General features: G+C 34.4%; 15 protein-coding genes. 14 read left to right on the top strand and 1 reads right to left on the bottom strand.

The features are described 5' to 3' along the window. Positions 1-16 precede the first annotated feature (16 nt). The 14 genes from HQN62_RS10015 to HQN62_RS09955 all read left to right on the top strand — a co-directional run bounded on the left by HQN62_RS10015 (position 17) and on the right by HQN62_RS09955 (position 17,018). Complete coding sequence (locus HQN62_RS10015) at positions 17-5,941, top strand: deaminase domain-containing protein (RefSeq protein ID WP_173504260.1); 5,925 nt, start codon at positions 17-19, stop codon at positions 5,939-5,941. Further along, on the top strand, positions 5,928-6,176 hold the full coding sequence (locus tag HQN62_RS10010; RefSeq protein WP_173504259.1) for a hypothetical protein: 249 nt from the start codon (positions 5,928-5,930) through the stop codon (positions 6,174-6,176). Before HQN62_RS10015 ends, HQN62_RS10010 begins: the two co-directional genes overlap by 14 nt. A 142-nt stretch (positions 6,177-6,318) precedes the next feature. After that, positions 6,319-6,702 (top strand): hypothetical protein, encoded by a 384-nt coding sequence (locus HQN62_RS10005; protein WP_173504258.1) that lies wholly within the window; start codon positions 6,319-6,321, stop codon positions 6,700-6,702. Positions 6,703-7,184: 482 nt separating this feature from the next. Further along, the gene (locus tag HQN62_RS19120; RefSeq protein ID WP_371811603.1) at positions 7,185-7,511 is read left to right on the top strand and encodes a transposase; all 327 of its coding nucleotides are present in this window, start codon (positions 7,185-7,187) and stop codon (positions 7,509-7,511) included. 4 nt (positions 7,512-7,515) lie between these two features. Then, a complete protein-coding gene (locus tag HQN62_RS19115) occupies positions 7,516-7,833 on the top strand; it encodes a hypothetical protein (protein WP_371811602.1) in 318 nt (105 codons plus the stop codon). A gap of 237 nt (positions 7,834-8,070) precedes the next feature. Continuing rightward, positions 8,071-8,901, top strand: a complete 831-nt coding sequence (locus tag HQN62_RS09995) for a hypothetical protein (RefSeq protein WP_173504257.1) — start codon at positions 8,071-8,073, stop codon at positions 8,899-8,901. Positions 8,902-9,074: 173 nt separating this feature from the next. Next, positions 9,075-9,305: a hypothetical protein gene (locus HQN62_RS09990; protein ID WP_173504256.1), complete on the top strand. Its 231-nt coding sequence runs from the start codon at positions 9,075-9,077 to the stop codon at positions 9,303-9,305. A 666-nt stretch (positions 9,306-9,971) separates the two neighbouring features. Further along, the gene (locus HQN62_RS09985; protein ID WP_116795385.1) at positions 9,972-10,415 is read left to right on the top strand and encodes a guanylate kinase; all 444 of its coding nucleotides are present in this window, start codon (positions 9,972-9,974) and stop codon (positions 10,413-10,415) included. A 455-nt stretch (positions 10,416-10,870) separates the two neighbouring features. Next, complete coding sequence (locus tag HQN62_RS09980; protein WP_173504255.1) at positions 10,871-12,424, top strand: glycoside hydrolase family 10-like protein; 1,554 nt, start codon at positions 10,871-10,873, stop codon at positions 12,422-12,424. Between the two features lie 98 nt (positions 12,425-12,522). Next, positions 12,523-13,785 (top strand): MFS transporter, encoded by a 1,263-nt coding sequence (locus tag HQN62_RS09975; RefSeq protein ID WP_173504254.1) that lies wholly within the window; start codon positions 12,523-12,525, stop codon positions 13,783-13,785. A 137-nt stretch (positions 13,786-13,922) separates the two neighbouring features. Further along, on the top strand, positions 13,923-15,521 hold the full coding sequence (locus HQN62_RS09970; protein ID WP_173504253.1) for a glycoside hydrolase family 3 protein: 1,599 nt from the start codon (positions 13,923-13,925) through the stop codon (positions 15,519-15,521). 115 nt (positions 15,522-15,636) lie between these two features. Next, the gene (locus tag HQN62_RS09965; RefSeq protein WP_077378516.1) at positions 15,637-16,275 is read left to right on the top strand and encodes a peroxiredoxin; all 639 of its coding nucleotides are present in this window, start codon (positions 15,637-15,639) and stop codon (positions 16,273-16,275) included. A gap of 101 nt (positions 16,276-16,376) precedes the next feature. Beyond that, positions 16,377-16,685: a thioredoxin family protein gene (locus HQN62_RS09960; protein WP_173504252.1), complete on the top strand. Its 309-nt coding sequence runs from the start codon at positions 16,377-16,379 to the stop codon at positions 16,683-16,685. A gap of 75 nt (positions 16,686-16,760) precedes the next feature. Then, positions 16,761-17,018: a DUF6952 family protein gene (locus HQN62_RS09955; protein WP_077378508.1), complete on the top strand. Its 258-nt coding sequence runs from the start codon at positions 16,761-16,763 to the stop codon at positions 17,016-17,018. A 104-nt stretch (positions 17,019-17,122) separates the two neighbouring features. On the opposite strand, the gene HQN62_RS09950 is transcribed toward HQN62_RS09955, so the two are convergent. After that, a complete protein-coding gene (locus HQN62_RS09950) occupies positions 17,123-17,683 on the bottom strand; it encodes an AraC family transcriptional regulator (protein WP_173504251.1) in 561 nt (186 codons plus the stop codon). Positions 17,684-17,723: the final 40 nt, after the last annotated feature.

Raw genomic sequence — 17,723 nt, 5'->3', positions numbered from 1 at the left:
AAATATAATTACCCAAATGCAAAAAAAACTATACATCCTTGTTACCCTTTTACTCCTGCAATGCTCCCCTTTTGGGGGCTGGGGGGCTTTTGCCCAAACCTACCCAGTTACTATAAGCACACAACTTACGCAGCCCTCGCCTATTTACCTGAGTAATTATGCCAATACTGCGAGCATCAATAGTCCTATAAAAGTACAATTGATCCTTAACGATTTGACTATTATGAACAGACAAGTGCGTTTGAAATGCTATTTTCAGGGAGCGGTGTCTTTTGTTACCAATGATTTTGTGGTGGGAGCAACACCAATCTACCTCGAAGGCGGATTTCCAACACTATTGACCAATGTTGAACTGGGACATTATTTCGAATTCCAAAACCTCCAAGGCATTAATCCCAATCAATATGCAAAGCCATTGCCCGAGGGAATATATACGATATCATTTGAAGTGTATGACTTTGCAACCAACAAAAAACTGTCCAAAAAATCGAGTGTAACCACAGTTATTTTCCAAAACGAACCGCCGCTCTTAAACCTGCCTGTAAACAAAGCTGGTATTGTAGAACAGAACATTCAGAATGTCATATTTAGCTGGACATCACGAAGCATCAATGTGAGTAATGTAGAATACGAATTCTCCTTGGTGGAGATTTGGAACACCAATACGCCTATTCAAAATGCCTTTGCCTACTCGCCACCGCTATATACCATCACTACCAGAAATACCACAGTACAATACAGTATTGCGGAACCCCAACTTATTCCAGGAAAAACCTATGCGTGGCGTGTAAAAGCCAAAGCCCTGGTTGGCGCCGAAGAAATTGGCGTTTTCAAAAACAACGGTTACAGTGAGATTTTTTCTTTTAAATACCTCACGTTTTGTAAAGCACCATTGGCCATTACTACCACCGATGTAAGTCAGGATCAAGCCAAAGTAGCTTGGAGCGGGGAAGTCGATAATTATGATTACCAAGTAAATTATAGAGAAAAAAATGCGTATTCCAAGTGGTACAAACTCGTAACACCAAGAGAGTACATCACCATCAGTAACCTAAAACCCAAAACTACCTACGAATACACCGTAGGCGCTGCCTGCGATCCAGGCGAATACACCGACAGTAACATACAAGAGTTTACTACACTGGCACAAGACGAAATCGCCTTTGTTGGTTGTGGAATCAAGCCAGATCCAGCAGCCCTGTCCAATAAAACTCCATTACCAGCATTGTTCCCAAATGATGTGGTAACAGCTGGTGATTTCCCTATTGTAGTGCTTAAATCCACAGGAAGTAATGGTACTTTCTCCGGTGAAGGTTATGTGACTTTACCGTTTTTGGAGAAATTTAGAGAACTAATCGATGCTGCAACAGCCTTGGCTGGCAAAGATGAGGGAGGAAATGATAAATCTAATATTGGCAAATACACCCGTATTCGTATTACCTTCAACAATATTGGGGTAAATACCGATTTCAAGTTAATTTCAGGGGAAATTGTTGCGAGTTATGACCCGAATTGGGGAGGAATGGTCGACGGTGATAAACTCGTTAATTACGTTATGGGGGATACGGGAACTGTTATTCCTCTAGAAGTACAGTTTGAGATTAAAAGTGTTGTAAAAAATGCAGACGGAACTCTTACTATAACAGGTACAAATGGGGCAGTCTTCCAACAACCTAAAACGGCAAACGACCTAATCATTATCGACAGGGAAGGAAAACAATACGCCGTTTCTCCCAATGCGCCTGCAGGTGATATCAAACAAACAGGAAAAGCGGCTCCAGGTGGTGTACCTACTCCCCAAAACACCAATGGTATGGGTTCTGGAGGCAATATTACCCAAATCTCATCTCCAGATGTTAACATAACCTTTACCGCAGGAACGGGTTTCTATGCCTTAGATGAAAATCCAAACCAGGATGCTAAACTAAAGGATAACACTAAGCTTAACAAAACCTATGATGTAATTCCTAAAAAGGATGGTACCAACTATTATGTAAATTATAAAGTCATCTCGGATGCTCCGAATGCAGAAGACTATGTTACTGCTAAAGCGACATTCAGTAATGGAAAGACAATAGCTGACGTCGTATTCAAAACCGAAAACGGTACCGAAATTAAACCTACCTGGTCCGGCAATGTGGCAACGCTTCCATTAAAAAGAACTTTGGATTTTGCCAAAGAATCAATACTGGCAACCGTAAAACCTCCCGTACAAAAAGACAGCGTTAAAGTAACTGCAAAATATGACATTGCGGGTGCACTGAATATGTGGCATGTAACCGGCAAAAAAGTAAACGTAACATTTGTAAGCGTAGATGGCTATAAAACACCTACCAAAGAAGAAGCTGAACCCATGCTAAACGCTATTTATGGTAAAGCAGGTATCACTTTTGAAGTAAATGTTATCAATCAAACCCTTAACTGGCCAACTAACCTTCAATGTGGTAACAGCGGTGTTTTTGAAACCTATACCGATGAACAAATCAAATTAATTGCAGACTTTCAATCCCATGTAGGATCAGATTACAAGAATGACACCTATTATTTGTTTTTCTCTACTATAAAACCAAGCCGATCTCTAGGTGGTTTTATGCCTTTAAAACGCCAGTTTGGATTTATATTTAATGGTACAAGCGCAACCGAAGAAGGTGGTGGTAACACTAATAAGACTATTGCACACGAGCTTGGACATGGTGTTTTTGGGTTGCAACATCCGTTCACAGAATACACTACCACCGTTACTACTGATTTATTAATGGATTACGGAACTGGTACAGCTTTTAGCCATAATGATTGGGAAATAATACACGCACCTGGGTTGCAGTTGTATCAGTTTACTCAGGGGAGTAGTGCGGGGGAATTAAAAGGAGGTTTTGCAATTGCTCCAGATTGGAGTTTTGTGAGTAATGGTGACGAATCTACAGTAGCAAACCTAAATTTAGCTTCAAAAGGCTTTTTGGGAGGCTTTATGTCCATTAAGAACGGTAAAAAAGTTATTTATAGATGGGAAAACAACAAATATATTGGTGATAATAATATTCCACTAGAAAATCAAAAATCAATTCTGACATTAAATAAAAGTATCATATGGTTATTTTTTGATAATGACAAACCTATAAATAGCAACAAATATTTACGAACTGTTTATAATAAAGAACTACAAAATGTACTTGGAACTAAATTACCTAAAAATTTAAGTGCATTTATAGATAAATATGCCACAATTTCGAACTATAAGCAAACTGATGAAAAAAGAGACACCTATTGGGGGTATATTGCTTGTAGTAATTGTAACAGTGATGGAACAAAACAAAATATTGTTGATGTAACCAATCAAAATGTTCAAATTATAAGAGATTGTGGAACTGATGCATATATACAAAAATCATTATTTACTTACAACAATGATATAGCAACATGGGGCGAGGTGAATGTACAATTCCTCAATCATAATTTAAATGAAAACAAGAAAAATAAATTTGGTGATAATCTAAATTCTATAAATTTAGGCGGTTTAAAATATATAAATTCTTCTCAGCAATATAATGGCAATCCAATATTTGAGCCGAAATATATTGATGAATTAAATAATAAATTAGCTTATTTAGAGGTTAGTTCAGGAGTTCAGCTGCATATTAATTTTATAGAAACAACTTGTACTTTTACTCAAAAAGAAGGTGATAAATTTGCAAAAGATATTTTTGAAAATAGTCTAATTTCAAAAACTAAAGGAGTTTATGCATTAATAGTAAGAAACTTAAATGCACAAAATGTTTTAGAATGGAAAACCTATTTTGCATATGGTTCAGACATAAGTGAAGCGATAAAAACCAATGCAAACAATTTATTGACGATAAATGGAGACAACAAATTTAAATCTTTTGGGCAATCGTTAATTGAATTCTATAAAATTGTTCCAAAAAAACAAATCCAATATATTTATGAGATAGAACTGGCTACAGATGCTGAAAAAAATAATCCTCAAGAGTTTGAGTATAAGTTTTTAACAAAAAATATAAATGGAAAGGTTATTACGATTGATAATCAAATTGGCAATGCAATAAAAGCTAAATTTTATTTCAAAGACACAGAAACTAATATTACTAAAGAACTAAATGAAACAAAAAACATAAAAGAGCTTAAAGAAGAATTTGTTTCAGAACAAGGACTAAATTTAGCCTTGGTTTATGCGGAAACATTTGCGGGTTGGAAGCTTCATTATAAAGATATAGACGTAAATAATCCTGCAGGAGAAATAAGGATGAAAATTGTTATTTTGGATTGTAAATTTACTCTAAATCAATCTTGTACAGGAGAGGTTATTGACAAAGCCTTTTTAGTCGCAGGAATTGCTACTGCACCTTTTGGTAATGTGGCTATTGTTATAGATGGTCTAGCTGTAGTCTACTATGCTTCAACAGGTCAATCTGATATGGCAATAATGTACGTAGCTGGCTACTTAATTGGCCCTATCTTGGGAGAAACATTTAATAAAATTGCCATAATATCTCAAAAAAGTGCTCGATTTACCACAAACTTTTATTTAAGCAGTAAGCTGTCATTACAAATAGCCAAAGGTTTAGACGAAGTAGCTATAAAAAATTTAATTAATTTAGAAATTAAGAATAGCTCAACCGCTATTGAATATTTGTTACCAAAAGCTGCATCAGAAGCTGATGTTTTTATTAAAGCGACAGATAATGAAATAATTATTGGATATGCAAAAAATGTAGTTGGGAAAACAAATCCTGAATTGACAATCATTAATTACGAAACTGGAATAAATCAGTTTACAGGTAAAATAGCTACTGCTACAGAAGAAGAGTTAGAATTAATTTACCAAAGAATTGCTAAAAATAAAGATGTAATTGTTCCCGTAAATTTCTTTAAAAATGCAAATGCTTTAGGTGAAACTTATGACGCATATAATAAACTAAGTAAATCACTTCGAGGAGAAATCTTCAATCATTATAAACAGCAAAACTGGAGTAAAATTGAAGATATTTTCAAGGAATACAAACTTAATGAGGGTTGGCCACCTGCCAATGGTGGATATAATACTGTAGAAAATAGATCTATTTTAAAAGGGCAAAAGTTTGATCGTTATCAAGAAAACTGGTTTGGTGCAACTCCTGATGGAAAACCAATAGTTGGAGGAAGCTATGTGGCGCCTATAAAGGAAAGCCCTTACAGCTATGCACAAAGAGCACTGCGCGTAACCGAAAATAAAAATGCATTATACTATGAAATAGAAGTATTAAAAGATTTGCCAATAACAGGAACAACTGCTGATGTTATACCTTGGTTTGGTCAAGTGGGCAATGGTAAACAAACTTTACTTAAATTTGACACGAAATACAAAAACTTACAATCTCTTATAGATGATGGTTACATAAAAATAAATGTGAAATCTTCTCCAAATAAATTATATAATGGTTATGCGGGAAAGGTTTTAGAGAAAAATATTGTTACTGGAGTAATAAGGTCCACTTGGAATGGTTATGAAAATATTTATAAAGCTACTGAAGATGAAATTTTAGAAGCAATAAATCGAATAAAAAATCATCGAACTACAACTGGGAATTTAACCGGTGGAAATTATGGTTATTTAGAAGGTAGTGTGGGGGCTATTTCAAGCAATAGCGAAATGTGGCGAAGTGTTTCCACTAATGATGCACTAAATGAAATACACATTTTTGATGCAATTGAAGCTCAAGGATCATCAGGCACTTGGTTGAGAATAACTGATTCCGAATATAGAATGTTAAATAAATTAGCGAGCGATTTAAAAGCAGTTAAAGGAGTTAGATATCCAACCGTTACAGGCGAATTAAAAATAGTTTCAGAAAATCCATATTGTGCTTCTTGCACAGGAATTATTCAACAATTTCATGATATGTATCCAAACATTAAATTAATACTTATAGATGGAGCAAAATAACAAAGAAACCATATTTAGGTTAATGGTAACATCAGTTGACACATTAAATCAACAAATTGAAAAATATAACAACTTTTTTAAAACTGATTTTGAAATTATTAAAATAATTGAAGATGAAGTGATGTTCTGTGATATTAGAGTAACGAAATTTCAAACATCTGATATTTTCAATTTAGGATTTACACTAGCTCGATTTGAGCAAAAGCTTCGGGAGGAAGGAAAAATAGATTGGTGAAATAAAAAAATCGACTAAAATAATCCATAAGAAAGATTTAAGAATAGAAGTTTTAGAAGTTTAAAAAAAACCTAGAACTTTTGATTAATCCAAAAGATAGCAGCGAATTGGTATTTCAAAAATTTATCTAAAAAAAAACAATATGATTATAAAGCAAAAACTTCATTTGGGAAAATCATCATTTTCTGGGATAGAAATTATGGATGGTGTTTCAGTAGAATTTTATTGTGCCAATGGAGGAGGTTTTAAACACGAAGTTTTTGTATCACCAAATTGCCCATATCTCAATGATTTAGTTACTGAAGGAAAAATTGATTTTGAATCATTATCAAAAAAAGGAGTTGCTACAATATCAATTTTCGAAAAGCAAACACCATTATTATTTCAATATCAATTTTTTAATTCAAAAGAATGTAATAATGATTATCTAATTATATTCCGTCTTGGCGAGTGGCAGAATGGTCGTTATATGTGCGAAATAAATGCAATACTTGAAATAGATTTGAATAAATTTAATCATTCTTAATCTAATGCAAAATAAAGGCAAAGTCTCACGACTTTGTCTTTATTTTAAAATGTTCTTAAAAAACATAAATATTAAAAAAGTCCCCCGCTCCGCAAAGTGTAGCTGCCCCCCGCTCTGCAAAGTCTCATGACTTTGCGTAGCTTTTTAAAGTTCATCAAAGACCATAAAAATATGCCAAATGTCTACCGCCTTTTCCCGTGACTAACTTTATTATTAAGTTTTTTTCAAATCATCACAAAAAAGCTCCATCAATGCACTGAATCCCCGCTCCGCAAAGTGTAGCTGCTCCGCAAAGTCTCACGACTTTGCGTTTTTCTTTAATCTTCTTGAAAACAAAAAACATCTCAAAAATCTCCCGACATTTCCCGTGAATGTCTTTACAATTATATGCGTTTCAAATCATCATAAAAAACTACAAAATAACAAACCTCAATTTTTGTAGTTTTTTCTATATTTGAATTATAGGATAAAAAACTTTCAAAATGATTCAAAATAACACAACGACCAAAGAAGGCTACGTCATAAGAGATCAAACTTTGCCACATTTTATAACGGCAACTGTTGTCGATTGGATCGATATTTTTACACGAAAAACATATAGAGACACGGTTATCGAGTGTTTAGATTATTGTATTGAGCACAAAGGAATGGTTCTTTACGGCTATGTTATTATGAGCAATCATATTCATTTAATAGTTCAATCCAGTGACGGTAAACTTTCGGATTTAATACGTGATTTCAAAAAATTCATAGCAACCAAAATCTTAGAAAAAATACAAATCGAACCCGAAAGTCGAAGAGAAACCTAACGAAGTGGTTCGGCATAGCCAATGGATGTTGGATCGATTTAAATTGGCAACCGAAAGCCATTCTAGAAACAAAAACTATCAGTTTTGGCAATATGGCAACCATCCAGAAGAAATCTACACCAACAAGTTTATGTGGTCAAAGTTGGATTATATTCATCTAAATCCTGTACGTGCAGGAATTGTTGAGAAAGCATCACAATACATTTACTCAAGTGCCAGTAATTATGTAGACGACACAGGACTTCTTAAAATAGAAAAAGCAGACAATCCCATTGTTGACGTTTTGAATTTCAATTCTTTTACCAAATACAATTTGTATTAATTTTATTGTTCATTTTTAAAATTCCTAAAATACTTTGGATTCATCATATGTTCACGGAAAAAGTCGGGAGACTTTTATTAGATTTACATTTTACAAGAACATTTAAAAAAAGTTCGAAGTCGGGAGACTTCGCAGAGCGGAATCCATCTGAAGGTTTGACATCTGAAGGTTATAAAATTATGTTTACTAGTAATAATGAAAAGATAACAAGTTTCTGGTTTGATTAAAAATGTATTTATGAATTGGATAATAACTAAAGACTCATCTTCTCCTAATAAATTAAGAATTAATTTTGATCCTATCAATAGTACATTAAGTATGTTTTTTTCTAGCTTAAAAACGATAGCTTTTCCTGAATATATAGTCCAAACTATTAGTTCAACAGGAGGATTTGGAATAGAGAATACTAGCATTTTGTTCTATAACCAAATGGATTGGGAAGATAAAGAAAATCTTAATATTGAAATCGGCGATATATATATTTATGTATATGATGGAATAGCAAATGAAACAATATTAAAAGAACATAAATTTGATAAAATTCTCTACGATTTTTCACTAAAAATCATTGAGATAAATGTTGATAATAATTCTCTTCCAAAAAATTGGCTAATAAAAATGGATGAATCATTAAAGAACTTAAAAAATAAAATATCAAATGATATGAAATCATTAGAAAAAAATAAAGAAAACACTTTATATACCTTTTTCGATGGCTTAAAATCACATCACGTTATCAATCAATACGATGATTGGCTAAGTTCTACTGACTATTCAATTTGGAGTAACTCATATGTAGAAATTCTAAATAAAAGAATTTACATTATAAAAGAAAATGTGAAAGTACTATCTACTTTTCGATATTTTGATAAAGAAGGACTTGAGTTGATATCAAAAAAATATGATCTAAAAATAAAGGAAGAAAATGGAGTTTCTTATGCCTACACCGATAATCATAGTACAAGACAGTTAGAAATTTCCGAAAATGACAAATTAATCGTCATCTATTGTTTAGAAGGAGGTAATATGCCAGAAAGTATTTTTATTTATGGAGTTTTTGAAAAATAGATAATTACAACTACTCAAAGTATAGCTACTCCCGATCGCGCGGATATATCTCTACATACGATCGCGCATTTGCAATCCGTGCCCACAAAGTATATCGACAATCTAAAAGAATTACTGATGGTGATACTTTGATTATATAGATTTTATTGAATTAGGTAAACCATTAAATTATTATGAAAAAAATTATTAAACCAGAGGATTTCCCTATTGAAATAAATAGAGAAAATATTGAGATATTGGCTATGATGAAGTTAAATTATCCCCCACCAATTAAATATCCTCCCCCGGTTGAATATAACATTTTGTTACAGTTAGATCTTTTATCTTTCGATGACCAAATTAAGATTTCTGAAAAAATACGTGAAATTCAAAAAAAGAAGAAAAAAAACGTTGGAATTCATTAACAAAAGAAGAGCAGGAAGAAGAAAAAAGGAAAATAGAAGCCAGCTTAAATGAAGGTCCAGAGGTATTCAGAGGTAATATTTTACAACAAGAATGGGACTCTATAGATTTAGCAAGAATTGAAAAAGAAAAGAAGGATAAAGATAGGCAAGATAAAAGTTTAGAATAGCCCCCCGCTCCGCAAAGTCTCCTGACTTTGCGTTTTTTTTAAAGCTCTTGAAAACCATAAATAAGATAAAAAATCTCCCGCCTTCCCCCTAAATGCCTTTAGATTTATGAATGTTTCAAATCATTATAAAAAACTTTTATCAATGCACCAAATCCCTGCCCCAGATAGCAGCGACAGCCCCGATAATTAGAGCACTATTTTTTTACTAGCCAATACAGAGCGACCAGAGGAAGCTCCTGGAGTGGCTAGTAAAAAAAGGGTTCTAATGGAGGGCTATAGCGGATAGCTGGTAAAGAAAAATAAATTTCCATTTACAAACCATGGATTTTCATCAGGTAATAAAGGAAGATTAGGTGCACCAGAATGGTTGTTGGATGGATACAATAATTATTTTGAGGATGGAGCCGAATTATGGGAGGTATATAATAATGGTTCTGAAATCTTAAGAGGTATTTATAGTAAAGATTTAAATAAATTTGTTAGTAAATAATTTATGAATATGGAAATTAGAAATGATTGCTACGCTAAATATAGAGGAGGGGAATATAGGTTTTTTGAAAAAGATAATAGTTATAGATTACAGGCAAGCATAAGCCAAAATTTATTAAACCTAGGATTTAAAAAATATACTCAAAAAGAACTTAAAGAAAAGATATATATAGATCTTGACATTAATGAAATTGTTTCGGCTTATCAAGTTTCGACTTATTGCAAATATAAAGGGTTTGTTTTTTTTATAGAGAATTCTTTTGAAGACATTTTTACGTTATTACCGCTAAAAGAAGCTCAAGAGCATTTTAGAGATTTTCCGCATCACGGATATGATCCCAGTTATGAAGCTAAAGAAAATGAAATGGAAGAAATATGGGAAGAACGTAAACCTATTGAGGGATTTGCTTTTGATGTTGAGCCAATTTTTTTTATTAAAAAGAAAGAGACATAATACCCTGATCGCCCCGCTCCACGAAGTGTATATCTCTAAAAGCTACGAAAAGTCTCATGACTTTGCGTAGCTTTTTAAAGTTCATCAAAAACCATAAAAATATGCCAAATGTCTCCCGCCTTTTCCCGTGACTAACTTTATTATTAAGTTTTTTTCAAATCATCACAAAAAAGCTTCATCAACACACTCAATCCCTGCCCCAGATAGCAACGATAGCCCCGAGAATTGGAACACTATTTTTTACAGCTACTACAGAGCGACCAGCGGAAGCTCCTGGAGTTGCTAGTAAAAAAAGCGTTCTAATGGAGGGCTATAGCGGATAGCTGGATTAGGCACATTAGCATACTTTTTAGTAATAATGCAAAACCAAAACGGTATCACTAATTTTATTGATAATTAATTTAATAAACTTAGCTAAAAAAACTACTTTTGATTCCTTTATAAAATGAGTGAAAATGATTCTAAAGAAGTCCCTGCTATTCCCAACTATATATCTTCTACTTTTTGCTGTCATTGGGTATTCCCAAAAAAGAGAGATGCACCCCAAAAACGAATTTAGAGCCGTTTGGATCGCCACTGTTGTCAATATCGACTGGCCAAAAAGCAGTATGGATTCGGTTGAGAAACAAAAGGCTGATTTTATCGACATTTTGGATACGTATCAAAAACTCAATTACAATGCAGTAATTGTCCAAATTCGTTCTGTGGGTGATGCGCTGTATCCAACAATTTTGGCACCTTGGTCCCGTTACCTGACTGGAAGAGAAGGAAAAGCACCTACTCCAAATTATGACGTACTCGAATGGATGATTTCTGAAGCCCATGCCCGTGGTTTCGAATTTCACGCTTGGCTCAATCCCTATCGCGCCACTTTCGACTTGAAAACCGAAACCTTAAGTCCAACCCACGATTATTACAAACATCCCGAATGGATGATTGAATATGGTGGCAAATACTATTACAACCCTGCCCTACCCGAAGTGCAGCAACACCTAACATCGATTGTTGAAGAAGTGGTGATAAAATACGACATTGACGCCATACACTTTGATGATTATTTTTATCCTTACAAAATAAAAGGAATCGAATTTAATGACGCTGCTTCCTATCAAAAATTTGGAAACGGACTTTCCCTTGCGGATTGGAGACGTTCCAATGTGACTACTTTTGTCAAAAATATTTCTTCCAGCATCAAAAAACTAAAGCCATGGGTACAATTTGGTATTAGCCCGTTTGGGGTTTGGCGCAACAAATCGGTTGACCCAAAAGGTTCCGATACATCTTCAGGACAAACCAATTATGACGACCTATACGCAGATCCTGTTGATTGGATGAACAACAACTGGATTGATTATATCGTACCGCAATTGTACTGGAGCATTGACCATAAAACGGCTTCGTATGCCAAATTAATGAAATGGTGGTCTGAAAATGTGCCAAGCAACACCGCATTGTATGTCGGGAACAGCACCTACAAAATCAAAGCCGATTCTGATAAACACTGGAATAATAAATTCGAAATTCCGAATCAAATTGACCTTACCCGCTCCTATCCAAATGTACAAGGAAATGGCTTTTTTAGTGCCAAATGGTTTATGAACAAAAATATGGATGTGGTCAAAGTACTTCAAGAGTATGAATACAAATATCCAGCGTTACCATTGCCGGTTCCTAATTTCAAAAAGGCAATCACAGAAACACTCGCTATCAATTCCATCACAAAGGACACAGCCAATTATTATATCTCTTTTCAGAAACCAAAATTGCTGTCAAAAGTTAGATATATAGTGGTGTACGGTGCCAAAGATGCTTCTAAAATAAACATAAATGATGCGTCACAAATTCTGGATAAAATTGCTGTCACAGAAGAAAATGAAGGCTTCAGCATCGAAGTGCCCGATTATAAAATGATTGGCAAAACGGCCTTTGCTTTTACTTTCGTGGATTATTATGCCAACGAAAGTCCTGAGACCATAATCGATTTACAAGTTGAAACGCAAACTAAATAAAAGTTTAAAATGGTTCAACTTATAACTGGTTAAAACAATTAAACTTTTAAACAATTAAACCTTTAAACGATTCAAACGATTAAACAATATAAAAAATAATGAAAGACAACAAGCCCTGGTATTGGATTCCGTTTTTAAATTTTTCATCGGGTTTTCCGTATGCGATTATTATTTCGGTTTCGGTTATTATGTATAAAGACTTGGGTGTTGACAACCAAGACATTGGTTTTTACACCAGTTTACTCTACTTACCTTGGGTCATCAAACCAATCTGGAGTCCGTTTATTGATTTGTATGCCACCAAAAGAAAATGGTTTTTGGCGATGCAATTATTGATTGCAATTACCTTTCTGATAGTGGGTATTACAATCTCTTTTAATCATTTTTTCATATTGAGTTTGGCGCTGTTTTGGGTTGGGGCATTTGCTTCGGCATCCAATGATGTGGCAAGCGATGGCTATTATATGTTGGCATTGGCCAAAGAACAACAGGCTTTTTTCTTAGGGATCCGAAGTACATTTTATAGACTTTCGATGCTTACGGGAAATGGACTAATTGTAATTCTTGCAGGCTTTTTGGAAAATAAATTTGGAGACAATACCAAAGCGTGGTCATATACCATGATTTTTGTCGCCTTGATTGCTATTTCCCTTACCATTTACAACTTTTTCTCCACTCCCAAAGTAGAAGAAATCGCCGAAACCGATGCAAGTCAAAAAACAAGTTTCAGCGAAGTCTTTACCTCTTTCTTTCAAAAGAAACAAATTGGAATTGCACTTGCTTTTATTTTACTTTTCAGATTGGGTGAATCCCAATTATTAAAAATGCTGACTCCTTTTTTAATCGATGGCAAAACAAAAGGAGGCATGGGATTAGCCACTGAAGATGTGGGAATCATTTATGGAACTTTTGGAGTAATTGCCCTTGTAATTGGAGGAATTCTGGGTGGTATCGTTATTTCCAAAGAAGGGCTGCGCAAATGGATGTTACGAATGTTCCTTGCTATGCACTTGCCTATAATTGGTTTTGTGCTCTTGGCTTATTTTCATCCAACATCGGTTTATTATATTTATGCCGCTGTTATTGCTGAGCAATTTGGATACGGTTTTGGTTTTGCGGCCTTTATGATGTACTTAATTTACATAGCCGATGGTGAATCCAAAACTTCGCACTACGCTATTGCCACTGGCTTTATGGCATTGGGCATGATGCTTCCTGGTATGGCGAGTGGTTTTATACAAGAGTATTTAGGTTATGGCAATTTCTTCATCTGGGTATTTTGCGCCACCATCCCGGGATTGATTTTATCCCAATACCTGGATTATCCGGATGAGTATGGTAAGAAAGTAGAAGAGAAATAAGCACATTTTTTTCAGAAAACATATAAATCAATAAGTTTATTTAAAATAATGATTATCAAATACTTAACTTTAGTAATTATACAAATTTCAACTTATATGTCGTATATGGTTAAACTAAATATCATATTCATTTTAAAATGACACTAGAACAAAAAATAGGACAATTCTTTTTTCCTGCCGTTTTCATCAACGACACGGAAGAGAATATTCAGGAAACGGAACGGTTAATCAAGGAACATAACATTGGTGGATTGACGTTTTTTCATAGCAGAGCCAGTGCGGCTACCAACTATGAGAGCAAGAAAAAAGTAGAATTCAATGACGATAGCTATCAACGTTTGAAAGACCTGATTGTACGTTATCAAAAATGTGCCACCACTCCCCTATTGATGAGTATTGATGCCGAATGGGGCTTGGCCATGCGCGTAGAAAAAACACCTCAATACCCTTATGCCATAACTCTTGGCGCATTGCCCGAAAGGAAAATCGACTTGGTGTACCAAGTGGGAAAACAAATTGCATTAGACTTAAAATCGGCTGGAATCCATTATAATTTGGCACCGTTGGCCGATATTAATAACAACCCTGACAATCCTGTGATTGGATACCGTTCTTTTGGTTCCAACAAAGAAAAAGTGGCTCAATATGCTTTGGAATACCTCCGCGGAATGTCAGATGTTGGAATTCTAGGGTGTTTAAAACACTTCCCGGGTCACGGTAATACCAATGTCGATTCCCATTTGGGATTACCTGTTTTACAGGAAAACCTGGAGCAATTACTCGAAAATGAATTGGTTCCTTTCATAAAAGGAATTGAAAACCAGGTTGATTCAATCATGATAGGTCACCTAGCCGTTCCCGCTTTGAACGACGGAAAGGAAACCTCTGCCACTTTATCCAAAAACATTATCGAGTCGCTTTTGCGCGAACGATTGGGCTATGATGGTCTGGTTATTTCAGATGCTTTGAATATGCATAGTGTTTCCAAACTATATGATGTTAAAGGCCAACTGGAATGGGAAGCTTTCAACGCAGGAAACGACGTCCTTTGTTTTGCCGAAAATGTAGCCGAAGGGATTCAGGAAATATTAAAAAGTGCAAGTCCGGAGCGAATCGAAGCGAGTTTGAACCGCATTATGAAATGCAAACAAAAAGCGGGTCTTTTCGAAGAAAATCCAAGTCCTGCTGCCGATTTTGACTTTAAAATCACTTCCGAACTGAATCGAAAAATAGCCGATTATTGCATTACCGACCTCAAGGACAACAACAGTTCTGTGGTTCTTTTTGATGCAAAAAACAGGGAACGTCTCGCTAAATTGAGTGTTTACAAACCTATCGATAATCCATTTTTTAAAACCTTAGGTCCCATCTTGCCATCCCCTGAATATGCGATTGAAAATGCCAATGACTTAATTGACACAACACTCATAGAAGATCTAAAACCATTTGACACCATACTTATTTCTTTGTTTGTTCCCAAAGCCAAACCCTTGAATAAATTCAATCTGGAAGATTCAGTTTTGGAATTTTTAGGACAATTGTTTCAAACCAAAAAATGCATTCTTTATGTTTTTGGAAACCCATATGCTTTACAAGTAATCCCAAATTTGCAACACACCAACGGAATTGTGGAGATGTACCAAGATTTTGTGGAATTTCAGGAAAGTGCAGCCGAACAATTATTGGAAGACAAAAAAGGAAAAGGAAGTTTACCGGTTTCAATCACAGGTATTTAACAACTCTTAATAACCAAACACTATCACTAAATAAATATTAATAATCAAAATTTATTTAAAACACCTTTTTATATCTATTATATTTGCGGCATAAAATAACTTTAAAACTAAAAAAATGTCATTAGTAGGTAAAAAATTCCCAAGTATTGCAGTAGACGCTATTTCAGAAATGGGTGATAATTTAAAAATCAACATTTTCGAGGAAGCTACAAAAAACAACAAAAAAGTACTTTTGTTTTGGTACCCAAAAGATTTCACTTTTGTATGTCCAACAGAATTACACGCTTTCCAAGCGGCGCTACCGGAATTTGAAAAAAGAAACACAATCGTAATTGGAGCTTCTTGTGATACTAACGAAGTACACTTTGCTTGGTTAAATACTCCAAAAAACAACGGTGGAATTGAAGGTGTAACTTACCCAATTCTTGCAGATACAAACAGAAACTTAGCTAACATTTTAGGAATTCTTGACATCGAATCTACTAGCTACAGCGAAGATACAGATTCAGTTATTATCGAAGGATCAAACGTAACTTACAGAGCTACTTACTTAATTGACGAGACTGGAAAAATCTTCCACGAAAGCGTTAATGATATGCCTTTAGGACGTAACGTAAACGAATATTTACGTATGGTTGATGCTTATACTCACATTCAAGTAAAAGGTGAAGTTTGTCCTGCAAACTGGGAAGCTGGTAAAGAAGCAATGAATGCTGACAGAAAAAGTACTGCTGAATACCTAAGCCTTAACTAATTTAAAAAAGACACTAAGCTACTAAGTCGCTAAGATTCTGAGTTTTTTTTGAACTTAGGAACTTAGAGACTTAGAATCTTAGCAACTTAAAATAAAAATCTATGTTAATCGAATTAAACGAAGATACGTTAGGGGCTTTAATAGCACAAAACGAAAAAGTGGTGGTTCAATATTCAGCCTCATGGTGTGGAAATTGCAGAATCATGAAACCAAAATTCAAAAAATTGGCTTCAGAAAATGATGGAATTTCATTTGTTTTGGTTGATGCCGAGAATTCTCCAGAATCCAGAAAACTAGCCAACGTAAGCAACTTGCCTACTTTCGCCACTTTCGTAAATGGAAAATTGGTAAACGAAACCCAAACCAACAAACAAGAAGTTTTAATCGAATTGATTAATGAAATTGTTTAAATCAATTATTGGAATTTTAGACCGTTAGATTTTTGAATCTTTTATCTAAAAATCCAGCAATCTAAAAATCTAAAAATGAAGTTACCCGTAATAAAACACCTGACCCAGTTCATCGAGGAAAACGATCAGGATTACATCATTGAAACCATCGAAGTATTGGAAGCCATGACCGAAATTCCATCATTGAAAGATGAAGAATTGGATGTCATCGGAGAATTGATTTCAAACATGTATGGCGCCATTGAAGTCCACAAAATGGTACAACAAGGCACCGACAAAAAAGAAGCCCTAAACACTTTCATGAAAAGAGTTCTCGGGTCAATCGATAAATAAAATCGTTTCTTAAGTTGATACAAACGCATTCCGTAATGGGCTGCGTTTTTTTTGTTTAAAACACATTTAGAATAAAAAATTGCCGCAAACTTTCATTAACAACATCAAACTTCATCCAAAGATTTTCTTCCTCCTAATCGTATGTTTTTAAAATGACTTGGCGAAAGCCCTGTGACTTTCTTAAATTGATTACTCAAGTGGGCAACACTGGAATAATTCAACTGGAAAGCAATTTCACCCAAAGACAATTCTTTATAAGCCAATAATTCTTTTACTCTTTCGATTTTCTGGGCGATAAAGTATTTCTCAATAGTTGTTCCTTCAATTTCGGAGAAAAGATTGGAAAGATAAAAATAGTCGTGATACACGTTTTGCACCAAGTAATCCGATAAAGTTATTTTTAAGTCATTGTTTTGCTCATGGATCAATTCAATGATTAAGGATTTTATTTTTTCAATATATCGGCTTTTTTTATCATCGATTAATTCAAAACCCAATTCTTTGAGTACAAGATCCAATCGTTCTTTTTCTGAGGCATCCAAATCTTTTTCAATGGTTACTTCTCCCAATTCAATATTGAGTGGAGTTATGCCGAGTTTTTCCAATTCTGCTTTGACAACCATTTTGCAACGGTTGCAAACCATATTTTTGATATAAAGAATCATTATTGTTGAAGTTTATAATACAAAGATACTTCAAAAGGGA

This window comes from Flavobacterium sp. M31R6 (assembly GCF_013284035.1).
Lineage (GTDB): Bacteria > Bacteroidota > Bacteroidia > Flavobacteriales > Flavobacteriaceae > Flavobacterium.
Note: the sequence above shows the minus strand (reverse complement) of the source record. Positions and strands in the feature narration are given on the sequence as shown.

Coding starts and splice junctions, on each gene's coding strand:
- HQN62_RS10015 (WP_173504260.1), top strand. CDS start 17: ATGCAAAAAAAACTATACATCCTTGTTACCCTTTTACTCCTGCAATGC.
- HQN62_RS10010 (WP_173504259.1), top strand. CDS start 5,928: ATGGAGCAAAATAACAAAGAAACCATATTTAGGTTAATGGTAACATCA.
- HQN62_RS10005 (WP_173504258.1), top strand. CDS start 6,319: ATGATTATAAAGCAAAAACTTCATTTGGGAAAATCATCATTTTCTGGG.
- HQN62_RS19120 (WP_371811603.1), top strand. CDS start 7,185: ATGATTCAAAATAACACAACGACCAAAGAAGGCTACGTCATAAGAGAT.
- HQN62_RS09995 (WP_173504257.1), top strand. CDS start 8,071: ATGAATTGGATAATAACTAAAGACTCATCTTCTCCTAATAAATTAAGA.
- HQN62_RS09990 (WP_173504256.1), top strand. CDS start 9,075: ATGAAAAAAATTATTAAACCAGAGGATTTCCCTATTGAAATAAATAGA.
- HQN62_RS09985 (WP_116795385.1), top strand. CDS start 9,972: ATGGAAATTAGAAATGATTGCTACGCTAAATATAGAGGAGGGGAATAT.
- HQN62_RS09980 (WP_173504255.1), top strand. CDS start 10,871: ATGATTCTAAAGAAGTCCCTGCTATTCCCAACTATATATCTTCTACTT.
- HQN62_RS09975 (WP_173504254.1), top strand. CDS start 12,523: ATGAAAGACAACAAGCCCTGGTATTGGATTCCGTTTTTAAATTTTTCA.
- HQN62_RS09970 (WP_173504253.1), top strand. CDS start 13,923: ATGACACTAGAACAAAAAATAGGACAATTCTTTTTTCCTGCCGTTTTC.
- HQN62_RS09965 (WP_077378516.1), top strand. CDS start 15,637: ATGTCATTAGTAGGTAAAAAATTCCCAAGTATTGCAGTAGACGCTATT.
- HQN62_RS09960 (WP_173504252.1), top strand. CDS start 16,377: ATGTTAATCGAATTAAACGAAGATACGTTAGGGGCTTTAATAGCACAA.
- HQN62_RS09955 (WP_077378508.1), top strand. CDS start 16,761: ATGAAGTTACCCGTAATAAAACACCTGACCCAGTTCATCGAGGAAAAC.
- HQN62_RS09950 (WP_173504251.1), bottom strand. CDS start 17,683: ATGATTCTTTATATCAAAAATATGGTTTGCAACCGTTGCAAAATGGTT.